Here is a 13,013-nt window from a genome sequence, read left to right as displayed (position 1 = left end):
CCCTGTGGAAATCGGGGATGAGTAGATATCGATGCGCGTTGGGAAGTCCTCGCAAGCAATCCTTGCTTGCTGGTGCCCCCGGACGGGATCGAACCGCCGACCTTCGGTTTACAAAACCGCTGCTCTACCGGCTGAGCTACAAGGGCACGGCGCTTCGGTTACCATATTTGATGCGCCAGTAAAGACAAAACTCCGTTTTTCGGTTCCCGGCGAACGCGCCGGTTCTGCCGCCAGGGCGTCCTGAAAACGGCCAATTCGCTTCCTATATTGATCGAAGGTGCAATCGCATCAGCGAGGCAGTCGCATGATCAGGTTTGTCATCATTCTCCCGCTCGTCGTCGTGGCTTGGGTTCTCCTGGTGAAGCTCATCAAGGACCTGAAGCACGCCAATATCGACTGGACCGGCGTCACCACCATCATCGGCTTCATCGCGCTCGCCTTCTGGCTTCGCCATATCACCGGCATGGGGTGAGCGAGAGAGTGAGTAGTGAAACCGCGAATTCTCACTACTCACCAATCAAAACGAAATCACTAAGAACCGCTCACTAAGAATTCTCAGAACCTCCGAACCTTTCGCTGCCGCGCCGCGACCGATCTCCAGAGGCGAATGATCGCCTCATTCAAAGATCGAGGAGATCATCATGTCCAAGCGCAGTTTTACTGTAAGCGATGTGCTCCTCACACATTGCTCGGATAATTCGGCCGCTCGGTGTCAGATGCCATTGGCCGCTGAACCTTATGGCAACCTGCGTCACTACCAGTCAGTGGCGACGATTTGAGGCCGTTGATACTGCGAAACATTTCGATATGCTTCCCTTCAAGCCATAAGATTGTCGCGCAGCGCCTGTGTTGGATTTTCAATGCCGAGAAGAAAGCAATTTAAGGGAATTTGCCACGATATTCTTGAAAGCTTTGTCAGTAGATACAACGACCTGGATGGCTACTGGGCTTTGGGGCAATACGCAACCTTTCTGACGGAATCCGGTCAACGGGAGTTGCGGCTACGGCTGCAGAGGGGATCAACGTTGTCTGAGTGCTCCAAATTCAGCGCCTCGGCTACCTACTATCAAGGAGCGGTGTTGCGGCTTATGGATGCGAATGAGATGCCGCATAGCTGGTTTGCGGATGCCTACATCAGATTTTCCATGGTGGGTCCGACGAATGCTCTTTGCGAGGTTGAAATCGTGTCTGATCTCGGCAAGGCTTACCACGGTGATCGCAGGATCGACGTCCGACCTCATAACCCGCTTCGCGAGCACCGGAGAGGAGGCAACTTTGGGCCGTCAAATCAAATGGGCCAGTAAACCCGATCCGAGGCAAGGCATTTGTGCAATGACTGGTTCGGGCCGACTGTCATGGGTAGGAATTCCTTTGTAAGGCGGGATATTTCCAAGGAAGCAGCTCATCGATCCGGCATTGTTTATGGCCGCTGACGATGGCGGTGAGTGTGCTCGTCAGATAGGACAGCGGATCAAAAGTATTGAGTTTGCAAGTTTCAATGAGCGAGGCGATGGTCGCCCAGTTCTCGGCCCCAGCGTCGTGCCCTGCGAAGAGTGCGTTCTTGCGATTGAGGGCTATCGGTCCGATGGTTCGCTCGACGCTGTTATTATCGATTTCGACGCGGCCGGCGATCAGGAAGAGCTTCAGGCCATCCCGGTATTTGGCGATGTAGGCCAAAGCCTCGCCGAGTGGGGACTTGGCCGCGACGCGCGACCGTCTCCATCGCCACTGGCGCCCTAGCCGGCACCGCCTGTCGTCGTCGGCCCACGGCACGCATCATCATCATCACCATTGGCATCACTGGTGGTGGTGGCACCACCATCATCATCACCATGGAAGGTGATCATCTTCCTTTGATTAGATGATCCACTTGGCGAAAGGGTGGCTTCGGCCGCCCTTTTTGCGTCATGAGCCAGGATCGTTGCCGTCGGCCGAAGAGACCCGAAAAATGTTTGAACCTTTTTCTCCGCCGCAACGACTGATGGTCAAGAGGCGGTTGGATCGCCTCCCACAACAAGGAGATCGTCATGTTCAAGCGCACCATCATTTCCGGCCTCGTCGCCACCACTGTCGCCGCCGCCATGCTGGTCGGCACCGTTCAGCCGTCGGCCGCCCATCACAAGCACAAGCACCTCGGCATCGGCATTGCCGCAGGTGTCGGCGGCTTCCTGCTCGGCAGCGCGCTGGCCCAGCCGCGCACCGTCTATATCGAGGAAGACGGCGGCTCGTGGCACGTCCGGCGCTGCCTCAATCGCTACCAGAGCTACGACCCGTACTCGGACACCTATGTCGGCTACGACGGCTATCGCCATCGCTGCTGGCTTTGAGGGCCACGATGCCAGCTTGGGAGGACGTGACCGTTTCATGCAACCGGAAGGGCGCCCCACTGGCCCTTTTTCTGTTGTTCGGCGATAGGCTTCCTGTCGAAATCGACTGACTATCAGTGTCGGCGCTGCCCCTCATCTGCCTGCCGGCATCTTCTCCCCGTATAGTGATGGGGAGAAGGGACGCTCTCGGCGATGACTTCGGCAGTCTCCAGCGCTGCAAGAGGGCGCCAAGGTCGCGGTCAGCTTCTTTCTCCCCGTCACTATACGGGGAGAAATGCCCGGCAGGGCAATGAGGGGCAGCGCCAGCTTCAGTCTCCAAGCAATTTAGCTATCATTTGTCTCCGATTTCACCAGGAACCCGGCAGTATACAGCGATTTCCCAACAGCCTAGTCTGCACCGATAGCGAAACAGGGAGAGGGCGCTTGGGCGAGCACGATCCGAACGAAGAGCCGATCGAGACGGTTTTCCGCAACGGCACAATCACCACAGTCGGCATCCTGCTGGCGTTCTCGCTGGGCTTCATCACGCATTGGGCCGCCAACCCGATACCATGGGAAATCTATCACCTGGCCGCCGTCGTGCCGATTTTGATCGGCATTGCCCTGCAGATACGAGCGCTGCGGTTGCTGCTCGACATAACGTCTCTACAACGGCGCGTTTATGAACGCGCCAATCGTATCTTCATTGCCGGCCTCATCTTCACCGCCTGCGGAGTTGGGCTGGCGATGCTGCTTGATTTCTACGACCTATCGACCAAGAGCGCGGTGCCCGGGGCCTAGCTCTGGCCATCCTGGCAGATGTCGCACCATTCCGCGCTGGTCAGCGCTGCTATGCGCTCGGCTCGCTGCCAAGGCCGGGAGGGGTCGGCAGTCCGCCGATCATCCTCGTCACCTCCGCCGCCGCATCGTGCACCAGCGGCCCGATCTCGGCCAGCCGTTCCGGCGTGACCCGTACTGTCGGCCCGGAGACCGAAACGCCGCCGATCGGCTCGCCGAATTCATTGAAGATGGCGGCGGCAACGCAGCGCATGCCCGGATGCCGCTCCTCGTCGTCAACCGACCAGCCGCGCAGCTTGATCGTCACCAGGTCGCGGGCGAGAGCCGAGATATCGGACAGCGTGTTTTCGGTGAAGCGCTCCAGCCCGGCCCGGCGCAGGATGGTGGCGACGCGCTCCGGCTCGAGATACGCCAGCACCGCCTTGCCGATGCCCGATGCATGGAAAGAGCTGCGCGTGCCCGGCCGGAAAAAGGCGCGGATCGCCTGGTGCGTCTCGACCTGACTGACGAAGACGACGCAATCGTCCTCGGCGACGCCGAGATTGGCGGTCTCGCCGGTCTTCTCCATCAATTCCTGCATGACGATACGGGCGCGGTCGACCAGCTTGCGGCGGCGCAGGAACGCCGCCCCCATGCGATAGGTCTCGACGCCGATCGACCACAGTTGGTCAGGGCCGTCGAACTCGACCATGCCGTGGTTTTCCAGCGTCGTCAGCATGCGGTAGGCGGTGGATGCCGGCAGACCGGAACTGGCGGCGATCTCGCTCAGCGACAGGCCACTGCCATCGGCGACGATTGCCAGGATCCGCAGCGCCCGGTCCAGCGACTGCACCGAGGCGGCCTCGGACGGCCCGTTGAAGGCGCGCGGCCGGCCGCGCTGGCGTTTTTCGGTGGTTTCCATCGGGCCATTCTTCGCCCTGTTCGCCCAAACAGGCAATGAAAAAGTTTTCCAGTGATTTACGAAGCGAATTCATGGAAAACAAAAAGGCCAATCAATTCAACCAACAAGAGCTGTTTTCTAGAAATGGAAAAATATTCTGAAAAAATTGAAAAATCATTGGTGCGCTGGCATCATCGGCTATCAACAATTCCGTGGAGGCTGACATGGCCAGGATGCGCGCAGTCGACGCAGCGGTTCTCGTTCTCGAAAAGGAAGGCATCTCCTGTGCCTTCGGCGTGCCGGGTGCTGCGATCAACCCGCTCTATTCGGCACTGAAGGCGAGGGGCAGTATCCGCCACATCCTTGCGCGTCACGTCGAGGCGGCCTCGCATATGGCCGAAGGGTTTACCCGCGCCAGATCGGGCAATATCGGTCTGTGCATCGGCACCTCGGGTCCTGCCGGCACCGACATGATCACCGGCCTCTATTCGGCCGCTGCCGATTCAATTCCCATCCTCTGCATCACCGGGCAGGCGCCGCGCGCGCGTCTCAACAAGGAGGATTTTCAGGCCGTCGACATTGCGGCGATCGCTGCACCCGTCGCCAAATGGGCGGTCACCGTCATGGAACCCTATCTGGTGCCGATGGCGCTGCAGAAAGCGTTCCATCTGATGCGCTCGTCGCGGCCGGGGCCGGTGCTGATCGATTTGCCTGTCGATGTGCAACTGACCGAGATCGAGTTCGACATCGATGCCTACGAGCCGCTGGTGCCGTTCAAGCCGGCAATGTCGCGCGCCCAGGCCGAGAAGGCGTTGACGATGCTGAATGCGGCGGAAAAGCCTGTCATCGTCGCCGGCGGCGGCATCATCAACGCCGATGCGTCCGATCTGCTGATCGAGTTCGCCGAGGTCGCCGGCGTGCCTGTCATTCCGATGCTGATGGGCTGGGGCGCGATCCCCGACGACCACCGCCTGATGGCCGGCATGTGCGGGCTGCAGACCTCGCACCGCTATGGCAATGCCACGATGCTCGAAGCCGATTTCGTTTTCGGCATCGGCAACCGCTGGGCCAACCGCCACACCGGTTCGATCGACGTCTATACCAAGGGCAAGAAATTCATCCACGTCGATATCGAGCCGACGCAGATCGGCCGGGTCTTCGCGCCGGACCTCGGCGTCGTCTCGGACGCCGGTGCGGCGCTTAAGATGCTGCTCGACGTCGCCACCGAGTGGAGGACGGCCGGAAAATTGCGCGACTGGTCGGGCTGGGCCGGCGAATGCCGGCAGCGCAAGAAGACGATGAAGCGCAAGACCCATTTCGACCAGGTGCCGCTGAAGCCGCAGCGCGTCTACGAGGAGATGAACAAGGCGTTCGGCCGCGACACCACCTATGTCACCACGATCGGCCTGTCCCAGATCGCCGGGGCGCAATTCCTGCACGTCTACAAGCCACGCAACTGGATCAATTGCGGCCAGGCCGGCCCGCTCGGCTGGACATTGCCGGCAGCCCTCGGTGTTCGCGCCGCCGATCCGGACCGCACAATTGTGGCATTGTCCGGCGACTATGATTTCCAGTTCATGATCGAGGAACTGGCGGCCGGCGCACAGCACAAATTGCCCTACATCCATGTCGTCGTGAACAATGCCTATCTCGGCCTGATCCGCCAGGCGCAGCGCGGCTTTTCGATGGATTTCGAAGTCAGCCTCGCCTTCGAGAACGTCAATCGACAGGGCGATCCAGAGGCGGGCTACGGCGTCGACCACGTCGCCGTTGCCGAGGCGATGGGCTGCAAGGCCGTCAGGGTGCGCCGGCCGGAGGAATTCGCCGGTGCCTTCGAAGAGGCAAAGCGCCTGATGGACGAGCACCAGGTTCCGGTGGTGCTCGAATTCATCCTCGAGCGCGTCACCAACGTTTCGATGGGTACCGAAATCGACAAGATCACCGAATTCGAGGAGCTTGCCGAACGCCATGAAGATGCCCCCACGGCGATCGTCATGCTCGATTAAGCCGCATATGAGGAACTACTGCCATGCCACGGTTCTCAGCCAATCTTTCGATGCTCTTTGGCGAGCATGACTTCCTCGACCGCTTCGATGCCGCCGCCCGCGCCGGCTTCAAGGGCGTCGAGTATATCGGCCCCTACGACCATGCGCCGGATGTCGTCGCGGCCAGGTTGAAGAAGAACGGGCTGACGCAGGTCCTGTTCAACCTGCCTGCCGGCGACTGGGCCAAGGGCGAGCGCGGCATCGCGATCCTGCCCGACCGCATCCCGGAGTTCCGGCAGGGCATTGCCAAGGTCGTCACCTATGCCCATGCGCTCGCCTGCGAGCAGGTCAACTGCCTCGCCGGCATCGCGCCGCAAGGCGTCGATCGCTCCGTGCTGGAAGACGTCTTCGCCGAAAATCTGGCTTTCGCGGCCGAAAAGCTGGAGCAGGCCGGCATCAGGCTGCTGATCGAGCCGATCAACACCCGCGACATTCCGGGCTTCTTCCTGAATTACTCGGACCAGGCTCTGGCCCTGATCGACCGCGTCGGCTCGAAGAACCTGTTCCTGCAATACGACATCTACCACATGCAGATCATGGAGGGGGATCTCGCCCGTACCATTGAGGCAAACCTCAGCCGCATCGCTCATATCCAGCTTGCGGACAATCCCGGCCGTCATGAGCCGGGGACGGGCGAGATCAATTTTCCCTTCCTGTACAACCACATCGACCGCATCGGCTATTCCGGCTGGGTCGGTGCGGAGTACAAGCCTAAGGGCGGAACGGAAACCGGGCTTGGGTGGTTCAGGGACCTGGCCGGGAAGGGGAGCGCGGCGGCGTAGACGCTACGTATCGCACGTCGCGTTCCTGCGCGCGCCCCTCTGGCCTGCCCTCTTTGCCAAAACCTGGCATCTCCCCCACAAGGAGGGAGATTGGATATCACCGCCGCTTTCGCCAATTTTCGAGGTCGGGAACGTTTAAGGGCCGGCGCGGGAACTGCCGATCTCCCCACTCGTGGGGGAGATGGCCGGCAGGCCAGAGGGGGCGCGCAGGAAACGCCCCCTTAACAAGAAACGGAGAAAAACATGGACACCATCGGCTTCATCGGCCTCGGCATTATGGGCGCGCCGATGGCGGGGCATCTGCTAGACGCCGGTTATCAGGTCGTCGCCAGCGACCACCGCTCGAAACCGCCGGCCGACCTCGTCGCCAAGGGCCTGAAGGTCGTCACCGGCCATGATGCCGTCGCGCGTGCCGCCGACATCGTCATCACCATGGTTCCGGATACGCCGCAGGTCGCCGACGTGCTGTTCGCTGAGAATGGCGTCGCGTCAGGCCTCACTAAAGGCAAGCTGGTCATCGACATGAGCTCGATCTCGCCGATCGAAACCAAGGAATTCGCAAGAAAGATCAACGATGTCGGCTGCGACTATCTCGATGCGCCGGTGTCGGGCGGCGAGGTCGGCGCCAAGGCGGCTTCGCTGACCATCATGGTCGGCGGTGAGGAAAAAGCCTTCGAACGCGCCAGGCCTATCTTCGAGAAGATAGGCAAGAACATCACTCTGGTCGGACCGAACGGCGTCGGACAGACCACCAAGGTCGCCAACCAGATCGTCGTCGCGCTGACCATTGAGGCCGTCGCCGAAGCGCTTGTTTTTGCTTCAAAAGCCGGCGCCGACCCGGCCAAGGTCCGGCAGGCGCTGATGGGCGGGCTCGCAAACTCGCGCATCCTGGAAGTGCATGGCGAGCGCATGATCAAGCGCACTTTCGCGCCCGGCTTCCGCATCGAACTCCACCAGAAGGATCTCAATCTGGCGCTGGAAGGCGCGAAAGCGCTCGGCGTCGCCCTGCCCAACACTTCAACGACGCAGCAATTGTTCAACTCTTGCGCGGCGAATGGCGGCGCTAAGGAAGATCATTCGGCGCTGGTTCGGGCGCTGGAGCGGATGGCGGGATGTGAAGTGGGTGAATAGTGAATAGTGAATAGTGAATAGTGAATAGGTAGTCAGTTGCAGATAGGTGAGTAGTTGGTAGTAAATTGGTCACGACTTACGCACAGTCTCACCATTCACCATTCACCATTCACCATTCACCATTCACCATTCACTCTTTCAAAAATTTTCGCGCCGCATAAAGCGCCACCGCCGCGGCATTCGACACGTTGAGCGAGCGGATGGCACCGGGCATGTCGAGGCGGGCGAGCGTCGTCACCGTTTCGCGCGTTTTCTGGCGCAGGCCTTTTCCCTCGGCGCCGAGCACCAGAGCGATCTTGTCGCCGGCAAAGCTGGTTTCAAGTTCCGCCGGCCCGTCCGAATCCAGGCCGATCGTCTGGAAACCGGCCTCGTGCAACTGCTCCAGCGCATCGGCGAGGTTCTTCACCTCGATCTGATCGATGTGTTCGAGCGCGCCGGAGGCCGACTTCGCCAGTACGCCGGATTCCTGCGGGCTGTGGCGCGCCGTGGTGATCAGTGCGCCGGCACCGAAGGCGGCCGCCGAGCGCAGGATCGCGCCGACATTGTGCGGATCGGTGATCTGGTCGAGCACCAGCACCAGCCTGGCGTCGCCAAGCGCATCGAGCCGCTTCGGTTTCAGCGGCTCGGCCTCGATCAGCACGCCCTGGTGAACGGCATCCGAGCCGGTGACCTTGTCGATGTCCCTGGGTTCGACCAACTCCGCCTTGAAGGGCAAAGCGCCAAGGTCGGCGATTGCCAGCCGCTCGGCAGCGTTGCGCGTCACCAGCATCTTCTTGATTTTTCGGCGCGGATTGTCGAGTGCGGCCCGCACCGTGTGCAGCCCGTAGAGCCGCACCAGCCCATCCGCCGGGTTCTCGCCGGGCGGCACCGGCTGGCGTGGCCTGAATGCAGGCGCGCCACCGCTCTTCTCGTCGCGATGCGCGCGGCGCAGCTTGGCGTAGTGGGTGTCTTTAGGGGTCTTCGATTTGTTATCGTTGCTCATGGCCGGCTTCTATAGCCGTGTCGTCCGGCCATGGATACAGCCGCAGAAGCTGCTTGTCGGGCGAGGTGCGAAATTCAGCGCTTTTTGCCGGACTGTTGCGGTTGACAGTTTTGGGCGCTGCCGCCATAAGGCGCTTCGCGGAAGGGCTGCTCAGGCAGCCGCGACGCGTCGATGCCTCGTTGCATGGCTCCGGCGGCAGACTGGAGAGGTGCCCGAGTGGTTAAAGGGGACGGACTGTAAATCCGTTGGCTATGCCTACGTTGGTTCAAATCCAACCCTCTCCACCACTGCCGGCCCGGAAGCCCTGAAACGCAGAGCGAGCGTCGGAGCGGATCCGATGCTTGACTGAAAGGCGCGGGTATAGCTCAGTGGTAGAGCAGCAGCCTTCCAAGCTGAATATGCGGGTTCGATTCCCGCTACCCGCTCCAGATTTCCCCCCAGCCGCGGCGCACCTCGCGCACGATGCCGAAGGCAGCCCCAAGCGAAGCGCTTTGCCGATAATTCAAAGTATTCGTTGCGCGTCCAGACGGACGCGCATCTTAATCTGTGTTATCGTTGTCCCGAACCGCAGGCGGCGTTGGGCGACAGGCGTCAGCTCGCGAATTTGCTGAATATGGACGCGAGCTGGTTCTGCTGCGGCACTTGCCCGTTCGGCGTCAACTGGTCGACAAGCCCTGGCAAGGCTGCGGATAGCTGCTTGAGCAGGTCCTGCTGGTTCAGGCCCGTCCTTTGCGCGATCTCCTGGATGATTTGTGGCCCGAGAGCACTGCCCAGATCGCTGGGGTTGATCGGCTGGTTCTGACCGGTACCGACCCACGAATTGGCAACGTTGCCGTGGCCGGCGTCCTTCAGTTTGTCGAGCAGGCCGCCCAGACCGCCGAGCAGGCCGCCATCGGCGGATGTGGTTGTATCGGGCGGGATGGGGGCAGGGCTTTGCGCTGCCTCCGTCTGGGCGGAACTTCCACCGCTCAGCATTTTTCCCACCAAAAGTGCGCCGAGCGCGATCATCAGCGGCTTGGCGACGTTGCCGCCGGGAACGGCATTGTCAAACAGTCCCATTGTGGATCTCCATGTCAAATTGCCCGTCCGTTTCCAACAATGACGCATCCATGGCGAATTTCAAGCCGGTTTGAGCTTTCCGTAATCATGATTTTCAAGTTGGCTTGAGCTTTGCTTAATAATGTGGAAGTAATCGGGTGCGGGGAACGGAGAGGAAAAATGTCAATATTAAGCTGGATTATTCTCGGCGTCATCGCCGGCTTCATAGGCAGCAAGATCGTCAATAAAAGCGGGCAAGGCCTTGTGCTCGACATCGTGCTCGGGATTGTCGGTGCCATCGTCGGCGGGCTCATCTTCAGCGCCTTTGGCGCGTCGGGCGTTACCGGGCTCAACATCTATAGCCTGATCGTCGCCGTGGTCGGTGCCGTGGTGGTCCTGTGGGCCTATCATCAGTTCAGCGGCAAGAGGGCACTCTAGAAGTCGTCCGGCAGTTGCGTCGGCATTCACCCGAATGCCGACCGCCTATCTGATCCTTTTGAGGATTTCGCGGATCAGCGTGTTGAGGCCGGCTTCCAGCCCTCTCACCATGATCGGCCATAATTCCTCGAGCAGTCGCTGCCATGCGGCATCGCGCCCAATCCTCACCGGCAGATTTGGCATCGCGCCCATTGCCGCCGTCACGTCGCGGCGCAGCCGCTCGCCACAGGCGCTTGCGCCGCTGATCGTCGGATCGAAGGGCAGCCGGGTGAAATCCCATTTTCCGCGCTGCTCGATGCCGAGATTGCTCTCGACTTCGGCATGCGACAGCACCGTTTTGGGCGTGACCTTGATGCGGTAGTATTTGCAGAGTTCGGCGACAACGGCGGTCATCGCGTCCCACTGCGCCCTGGTCATCGGATAGCCGCCGGCATCGAACGGCCTTTCCTCCGCCCCGGCCATGCAGCAGAGCGAAACCCCGATCGAGCCGCCGTTGCAGTTGAGCGTGTGCGCGGCATATCCCGGTTTTACCCGGCCTGAATTGAGCGCGATCGAAGGCCGGCCCCTGACCAGGCGGCCATTCCCCTCGACCAGTATGTGATACGCATCCCTGTCGGTATCGCCGGCCGAATGCGAGCCGGCCGTCCAGTGGCAAATGACGCGCTTCATCGCAACATTGGGCAACCAGTCGGGCGGCAATGCCACAGAAATCCCCGCGACATAAGTTCAGTGACGGAGCACAGTATAGTTTCCTTGGCGGCGGACGCGAAAACGAAACGATAATTTGGTTGAGCGTTTTCTAACGGTCAGCTATTCGCCGGCATCTCCGGCGACCGCGTGTTCTCTGTATTGCGGCAGATCGTCGGTGATCGTGAACCACTTCGCCTTCGAGCCGACGAAAATGTGCTGCGTCGGGCGGATGGTCGGCTCGTCGACGAGGCTTCCCATGGCGACATGCACGAAGGCACCGTCGCGGACCACCGAATAGAGCAACGAGCCGCAAGTCCGGCAGTGCGCGTCATGGCCGGTTTCGTCGCCGAAGATCATGAGATTATCCTCGCCCTTGGTCAGGCTCAGCCTGTCGCGCTCGATGCCGGCGAATGGCTTGAAGGCCGAGCCGGTGGTGCGCCGGCAGTTCGAGCAGTGGCAGTTCGCGGCATAGACGAACGCGTCCGCCACCGCGTACTGAACGGCGCCGCACAGGCACTTTCCGATAAGCCTGCGGTTGCGTGAATTCTGGTTGTCATCCGGGCTTGCCACGCGCTCCTCCCATTATGCAGGCTGATTTCAGTTTCAAGCGACGACGGTCAACCGGCGCTTGCGCTCGTCGAGCGAGACGATGGTCAACCCGCTGGCCACCACCAGCAGGATGCCGCCGATGGCCAGCGCATTCGGGAGCTGCCGGAAAACCACCAAGCCTGAAATCACCGCCCAGACGGTAAAGCAATAGTAGAACGGCGCCACCACGCTGGTCGGCCCGACGCGATAGGCCATGAAGATAAAGAAGTGGCCGAAGATCAGGAACAGTCCGGCGCCGCCCATCAGCAGCAGGTGACGGATTTCAGGCACCACCCACTGCTCGGAAACCAGATGCGCAACGCCGGCGCCAGCGAGCACCACAATCACCGCGGAAATAGCGACGATCATCCCCGGCACGTCGGCGGCGACCTTGCGTCCGGCCAGATCGCGCGCGGCGGACAGAGCTGCGTTGCCTAGCGCCAGCAGCGCGTAGACCGAAATCCCCTGCATCGTCGGTTGTGCAACCATCACCGCGCCGATAAAGCCGAGCCCGATCAGCGCCAGGCGCACCCCGCCGATCCGTTCGCCAAACAGCATCGAGGAGCCGACCAGCATCAGCAAGGGCGTGATCTGTCCGAGCGCGGTCGAATCGGCGATCTGCATGTTGGCGAGCGCCACCACGTAGCAAAGGATCGCACCCAGTTCGAGCATGTTCCTGCGCAAAACCTTGGCGTCGAGGATCAGCGGGATCTGCTTGCCATAGCCCAGCATGAACAGCAGCGGAAAGCCCCACAATGTTGCCGCAGCGCCGCGCAGGAACAGCACCTCATAGGGCGGCAGTCCCGCGGTTGCGAGTTTCATCATCGTGTCGTTGACGATGTAGGACCCGGTCGAAACGACCATGAACAGCGGGCCTCGTATGGCAGTCGGGATGAAATGCATCGGCCTACGAAATCAGACCGGCGCCAGGGCGGCAATGGGCCAGATCCGGCTGTAAATCCGTCAAAGCCGTCAGCCGCAGCCGCAACCATTCCATTTGCCCTTGTTCGTTCCTATATCCGCGCCACATTCTCCGAAACCGGATCACGCGTTCGGGCGGGCGAGCGCGCTCGGCGACAAGGCACTTGTGTTTTTCGGCCTTAGTCGCTAATCGCCCCGCATTCGACTGAACTGAAGGTCCAGGCCGTCCCCAGGCCGTCCAAGGAAAGAGACTATGGCAAAAGGTAAATTCGAGCGCACTAAGCCTCATGTGAACATTGGCACGATTGGTCACGTCGATCATGGCAAGACGTCGCTGACGGCGGCGATCACCAAGTATTTTGGCGAATACAAGCGCTACGACCAGATCGATGCGGCGCCGGAAGAGAAGGCGCG

The 13,013-nt window shown here is 60.8% G+C and carries 15 protein-coding genes, 3 tRNA genes and 1 pseudogene; 11 read left to right on the top strand and 8 right to left on the bottom strand.

Features of this window, described 5'->3' with window-relative positions; all coding sequences use genetic code 11:
- Nucleotides 1–70: 70 nt before the first annotated feature.
- Nucleotides 71–146: transfer RNA gene (locus NKI72_RS24575), tRNA-Thr, on the bottom strand.
- Between the two features lie 158 nt (nucleotides 147–304).
- Here NKI72_RS24575 and NKI72_RS24570 point away from each other — a divergent pair.
- Nucleotides 305–472, top strand: a complete 168-nt coding sequence (locus tag NKI72_RS24570; protein WP_352451069.1) for a hypothetical protein — start codon at nucleotides 305–307, stop codon at nucleotides 470–472.
- 388 nt (nucleotides 473–860) lie between these two features.
- Nucleotides 861–1,304 carry a hypothetical protein gene (locus tag NKI72_RS24565; RefSeq protein WP_352684810.1) on the top strand — a complete coding sequence of 148 codons (444 nt, stop codon included), beginning with the start codon at nucleotides 861–863 and terminating at the stop codon, nucleotides 1,302–1,304.
- A 49-nt stretch (nucleotides 1,305–1,353) separates the two neighbouring features.
- Here NKI72_RS24565 and NKI72_RS24560 read toward each other — a convergent pair.
- A pseudogene (locus NKI72_RS24560) lies at nucleotides 1,354–1,716 on the bottom strand (IS66 family transposase); the annotation flags it as partial.
- Nucleotides 1,717–2,027: 311 nt separating this feature from the next.
- On the opposite strand from NKI72_RS24560, the gene NKI72_RS24555 reads away from it, so the two are divergent.
- Nucleotides 2,028–2,327 carry a BA14K family protein gene (locus tag NKI72_RS24555; protein ID WP_352766692.1) on the top strand — a complete coding sequence of 100 codons (300 nt, stop codon included), beginning with the start codon at nucleotides 2,028–2,030 and terminating at the stop codon, nucleotides 2,325–2,327.
- A gap of 423 nt (nucleotides 2,328–2,750) precedes the next feature.
- Nucleotides 2,751–3,107 (top strand): hypothetical protein, encoded by a 357-nt coding sequence (locus tag NKI72_RS24550; RefSeq protein WP_352451067.1) that lies wholly within the window; start codon nucleotides 2,751–2,753, stop codon nucleotides 3,105–3,107.
- Nucleotides 3,108–3,156: 49 nt separating this feature from the next.
- On the opposite strand, the gene bhcR is transcribed toward NKI72_RS24550, so the two are convergent.
- Nucleotides 3,157–4,005 carry an HTH-type transcriptional regulator BhcR gene (gene bhcR, locus NKI72_RS24545; RefSeq protein WP_352702330.1) on the bottom strand — a complete coding sequence of 283 codons (849 nt, stop codon included), beginning with the start codon at nucleotides 4,003–4,005 and terminating at the stop codon, nucleotides 3,157–3,159.
- Nucleotides 4,006–4,208: 203 nt separating this feature from the next.
- On the opposite strand from bhcR, the gene gcl reads away from it, so the two are divergent.
- The 3 genes from gcl to NKI72_RS24530 all read left to right on the top strand — a co-directional run bounded on the left by gcl (nucleotide 4,209) and on the right by NKI72_RS24530 (nucleotide 7,942).
- Complete coding sequence (gene gcl / locus NKI72_RS24540) at nucleotides 4,209–5,990, top strand: glyoxylate carboligase (protein ID WP_352851065.1); 1,782 nt, start codon at nucleotides 4,209–4,211, stop codon at nucleotides 5,988–5,990.
- A gap of 23 nt (nucleotides 5,991–6,013) precedes the next feature.
- Nucleotides 6,014–6,811 carry a hydroxypyruvate isomerase gene (hyi, locus tag NKI72_RS24535; RefSeq protein ID WP_352835907.1) on the top strand — a complete coding sequence of 266 codons (798 nt, stop codon included), beginning with the start codon at nucleotides 6,014–6,016 and terminating at the stop codon, nucleotides 6,809–6,811.
- 243 nt (nucleotides 6,812–7,054) lie between these two features.
- A complete protein-coding gene (locus NKI72_RS24530; RefSeq protein WP_352851063.1) occupies nucleotides 7,055–7,942 on the top strand; it encodes a 2-hydroxy-3-oxopropionate reductase in 888 nt (295 codons plus the stop codon).
- A gap of 130 nt (nucleotides 7,943–8,072) precedes the next feature.
- Here the strand turns inward: NKI72_RS24530 and NKI72_RS24525 are convergent, their stop codons facing one another.
- Nucleotides 8,073–8,924 (bottom strand): TrmH family RNA methyltransferase, encoded by an 852-nt coding sequence (locus NKI72_RS24525; RefSeq protein ID WP_352835901.1) that lies wholly within the window; start codon nucleotides 8,922–8,924, stop codon nucleotides 8,073–8,075.
- 202 nt (nucleotides 8,925–9,126) lie between these two features.
- Between NKI72_RS24525 and NKI72_RS24520 the strand changes: the two genes are divergently transcribed.
- Both NKI72_RS24520 and NKI72_RS24515 read left to right on the top strand, forming a co-directional pair.
- A tRNA-Tyr gene (locus NKI72_RS24520) sits at nucleotides 9,127–9,211 on the top strand.
- 67 nt (nucleotides 9,212–9,278) lie between these two features.
- Nucleotides 9,279–9,352, top strand: a tRNA-Gly gene (locus tag NKI72_RS24515).
- A gap of 163 nt (nucleotides 9,353–9,515) precedes the next feature.
- Here NKI72_RS24515 and NKI72_RS24510 read toward each other — a convergent pair.
- Nucleotides 9,516–9,983, bottom strand: coding sequence for a YidB family protein (locus tag NKI72_RS24510; RefSeq protein WP_352746804.1), 468 nt, complete (start codon nucleotides 9,981–9,983; stop codon nucleotides 9,516–9,518).
- 159 nt (nucleotides 9,984–10,142) lie between these two features.
- On the opposite strand from NKI72_RS24510, the gene NKI72_RS24505 reads away from it, so the two are divergent.
- Complete coding sequence (locus NKI72_RS24505; RefSeq protein ID WP_023717513.1) at nucleotides 10,143–10,400, top strand: GlsB/YeaQ/YmgE family stress response membrane protein; 258 nt, start codon at nucleotides 10,143–10,145, stop codon at nucleotides 10,398–10,400.
- A gap of 45 nt (nucleotides 10,401–10,445) precedes the next feature.
- Here the strand turns inward: NKI72_RS24505 and NKI72_RS24500 are convergent, their stop codons facing one another.
- The 3 genes from NKI72_RS24500 to NKI72_RS24490 form a co-directional block, all read right to left on the bottom strand.
- On the bottom strand, nucleotides 10,446–11,105 hold the full coding sequence (locus NKI72_RS24500) for a peptidoglycan recognition protein family protein (RefSeq protein WP_352509813.1): 660 nt from the start codon (nucleotides 11,103–11,105) through the stop codon (nucleotides 10,446–10,448).
- Between the two features lie 105 nt (nucleotides 11,106–11,210).
- Nucleotides 11,211–11,660 (bottom strand): GFA family protein, encoded by a 450-nt coding sequence (locus NKI72_RS24495; protein WP_352835897.1) that lies wholly within the window; start codon nucleotides 11,658–11,660, stop codon nucleotides 11,211–11,213.
- Between the two features lie 33 nt (nucleotides 11,661–11,693).
- Nucleotides 11,694–12,581, bottom strand: a complete 888-nt coding sequence (locus NKI72_RS24490) for a DMT family transporter (RefSeq protein WP_352851062.1) — start codon at nucleotides 12,579–12,581, stop codon at nucleotides 11,694–11,696.
- Nucleotides 12,582–12,852: 271 nt separating this feature from the next.
- Here NKI72_RS24490 and NKI72_RS24485 point away from each other — a divergent pair.
- A partial coding sequence (locus tag NKI72_RS24485; RefSeq protein ID WP_352851071.1) for a GTP-binding protein occupies nucleotides 12,853–13,013 on the top strand: 161 nt, incomplete at its 3' end.

It is taken from the genome of Mesorhizobium sp. M0437 (genome assembly GCF_040321335.1).
In the GTDB taxonomy this organism is placed as follows: domain Bacteria; phylum Pseudomonadota; class Alphaproteobacteria; order Rhizobiales; family Rhizobiaceae; genus Mesorhizobium.
Note: the sequence above shows the minus strand (reverse complement) of the source record. Positions and strands in the feature narration are given on the sequence as shown.

What these genes read in the sequence shown, in the direction of transcription:
- NKI72_RS24570 (WP_352451069.1), top strand. Translation starts at nt 305, where the DNA reads ATGATCAGGTTTGTCATCATTCTCCCGCTCGTCGTCGTGGCTTGGGTT.
- hyi (WP_352835907.1), top strand. Translation starts at nt 6,014, where the DNA reads ATGCCACGGTTCTCAGCCAATCTTTCGATGCTCTTTGGCGAGCATGAC.
- gcl (WP_352851065.1), top strand. Translation starts at nt 4,209, where the DNA reads ATGGCCAGGATGCGCGCAGTCGACGCAGCGGTTCTCGTTCTCGAAAAG.
- NKI72_RS24510 (WP_352746804.1), bottom strand. Translation starts at nt 9,983, where the DNA reads ATGGGACTGTTTGACAATGCCGTTCCCGGCGGCAACGTCGCCAAGCCG.
- NKI72_RS24525 (WP_352835901.1), bottom strand. Translation starts at nt 8,924, where the DNA reads ATGAGCAACGATAACAAATCGAAGACCCCTAAAGACACCCACTACGCC.
- NKI72_RS24565 (WP_352684810.1), top strand. Translation starts at nt 861, where the DNA reads ATGCCGAGAAGAAAGCAATTTAAGGGAATTTGCCACGATATTCTTGAA.
- NKI72_RS24505 (WP_023717513.1), top strand. Translation starts at nt 10,143, where the DNA reads ATGTCAATATTAAGCTGGATTATTCTCGGCGTCATCGCCGGCTTCATA.
- NKI72_RS24555 (WP_352766692.1), top strand. Translation starts at nt 2,028, where the DNA reads ATGTTCAAGCGCACCATCATTTCCGGCCTCGTCGCCACCACTGTCGCC.
- bhcR (WP_352702330.1), bottom strand. Translation starts at nt 4,005, where the DNA reads ATGGAAACCACCGAAAAACGCCAGCGCGGCCGGCCGCGCGCCTTCAAC.
- NKI72_RS24530 (WP_352851063.1), top strand. Translation starts at nt 7,055, where the DNA reads ATGGACACCATCGGCTTCATCGGCCTCGGCATTATGGGCGCGCCGATG.
- NKI72_RS24490 (WP_352851062.1), bottom strand. Translation starts at nt 12,581, where the DNA reads ATGCATTTCATCCCGACTGCCATACGAGGCCCGCTGTTCATGGTCGTT.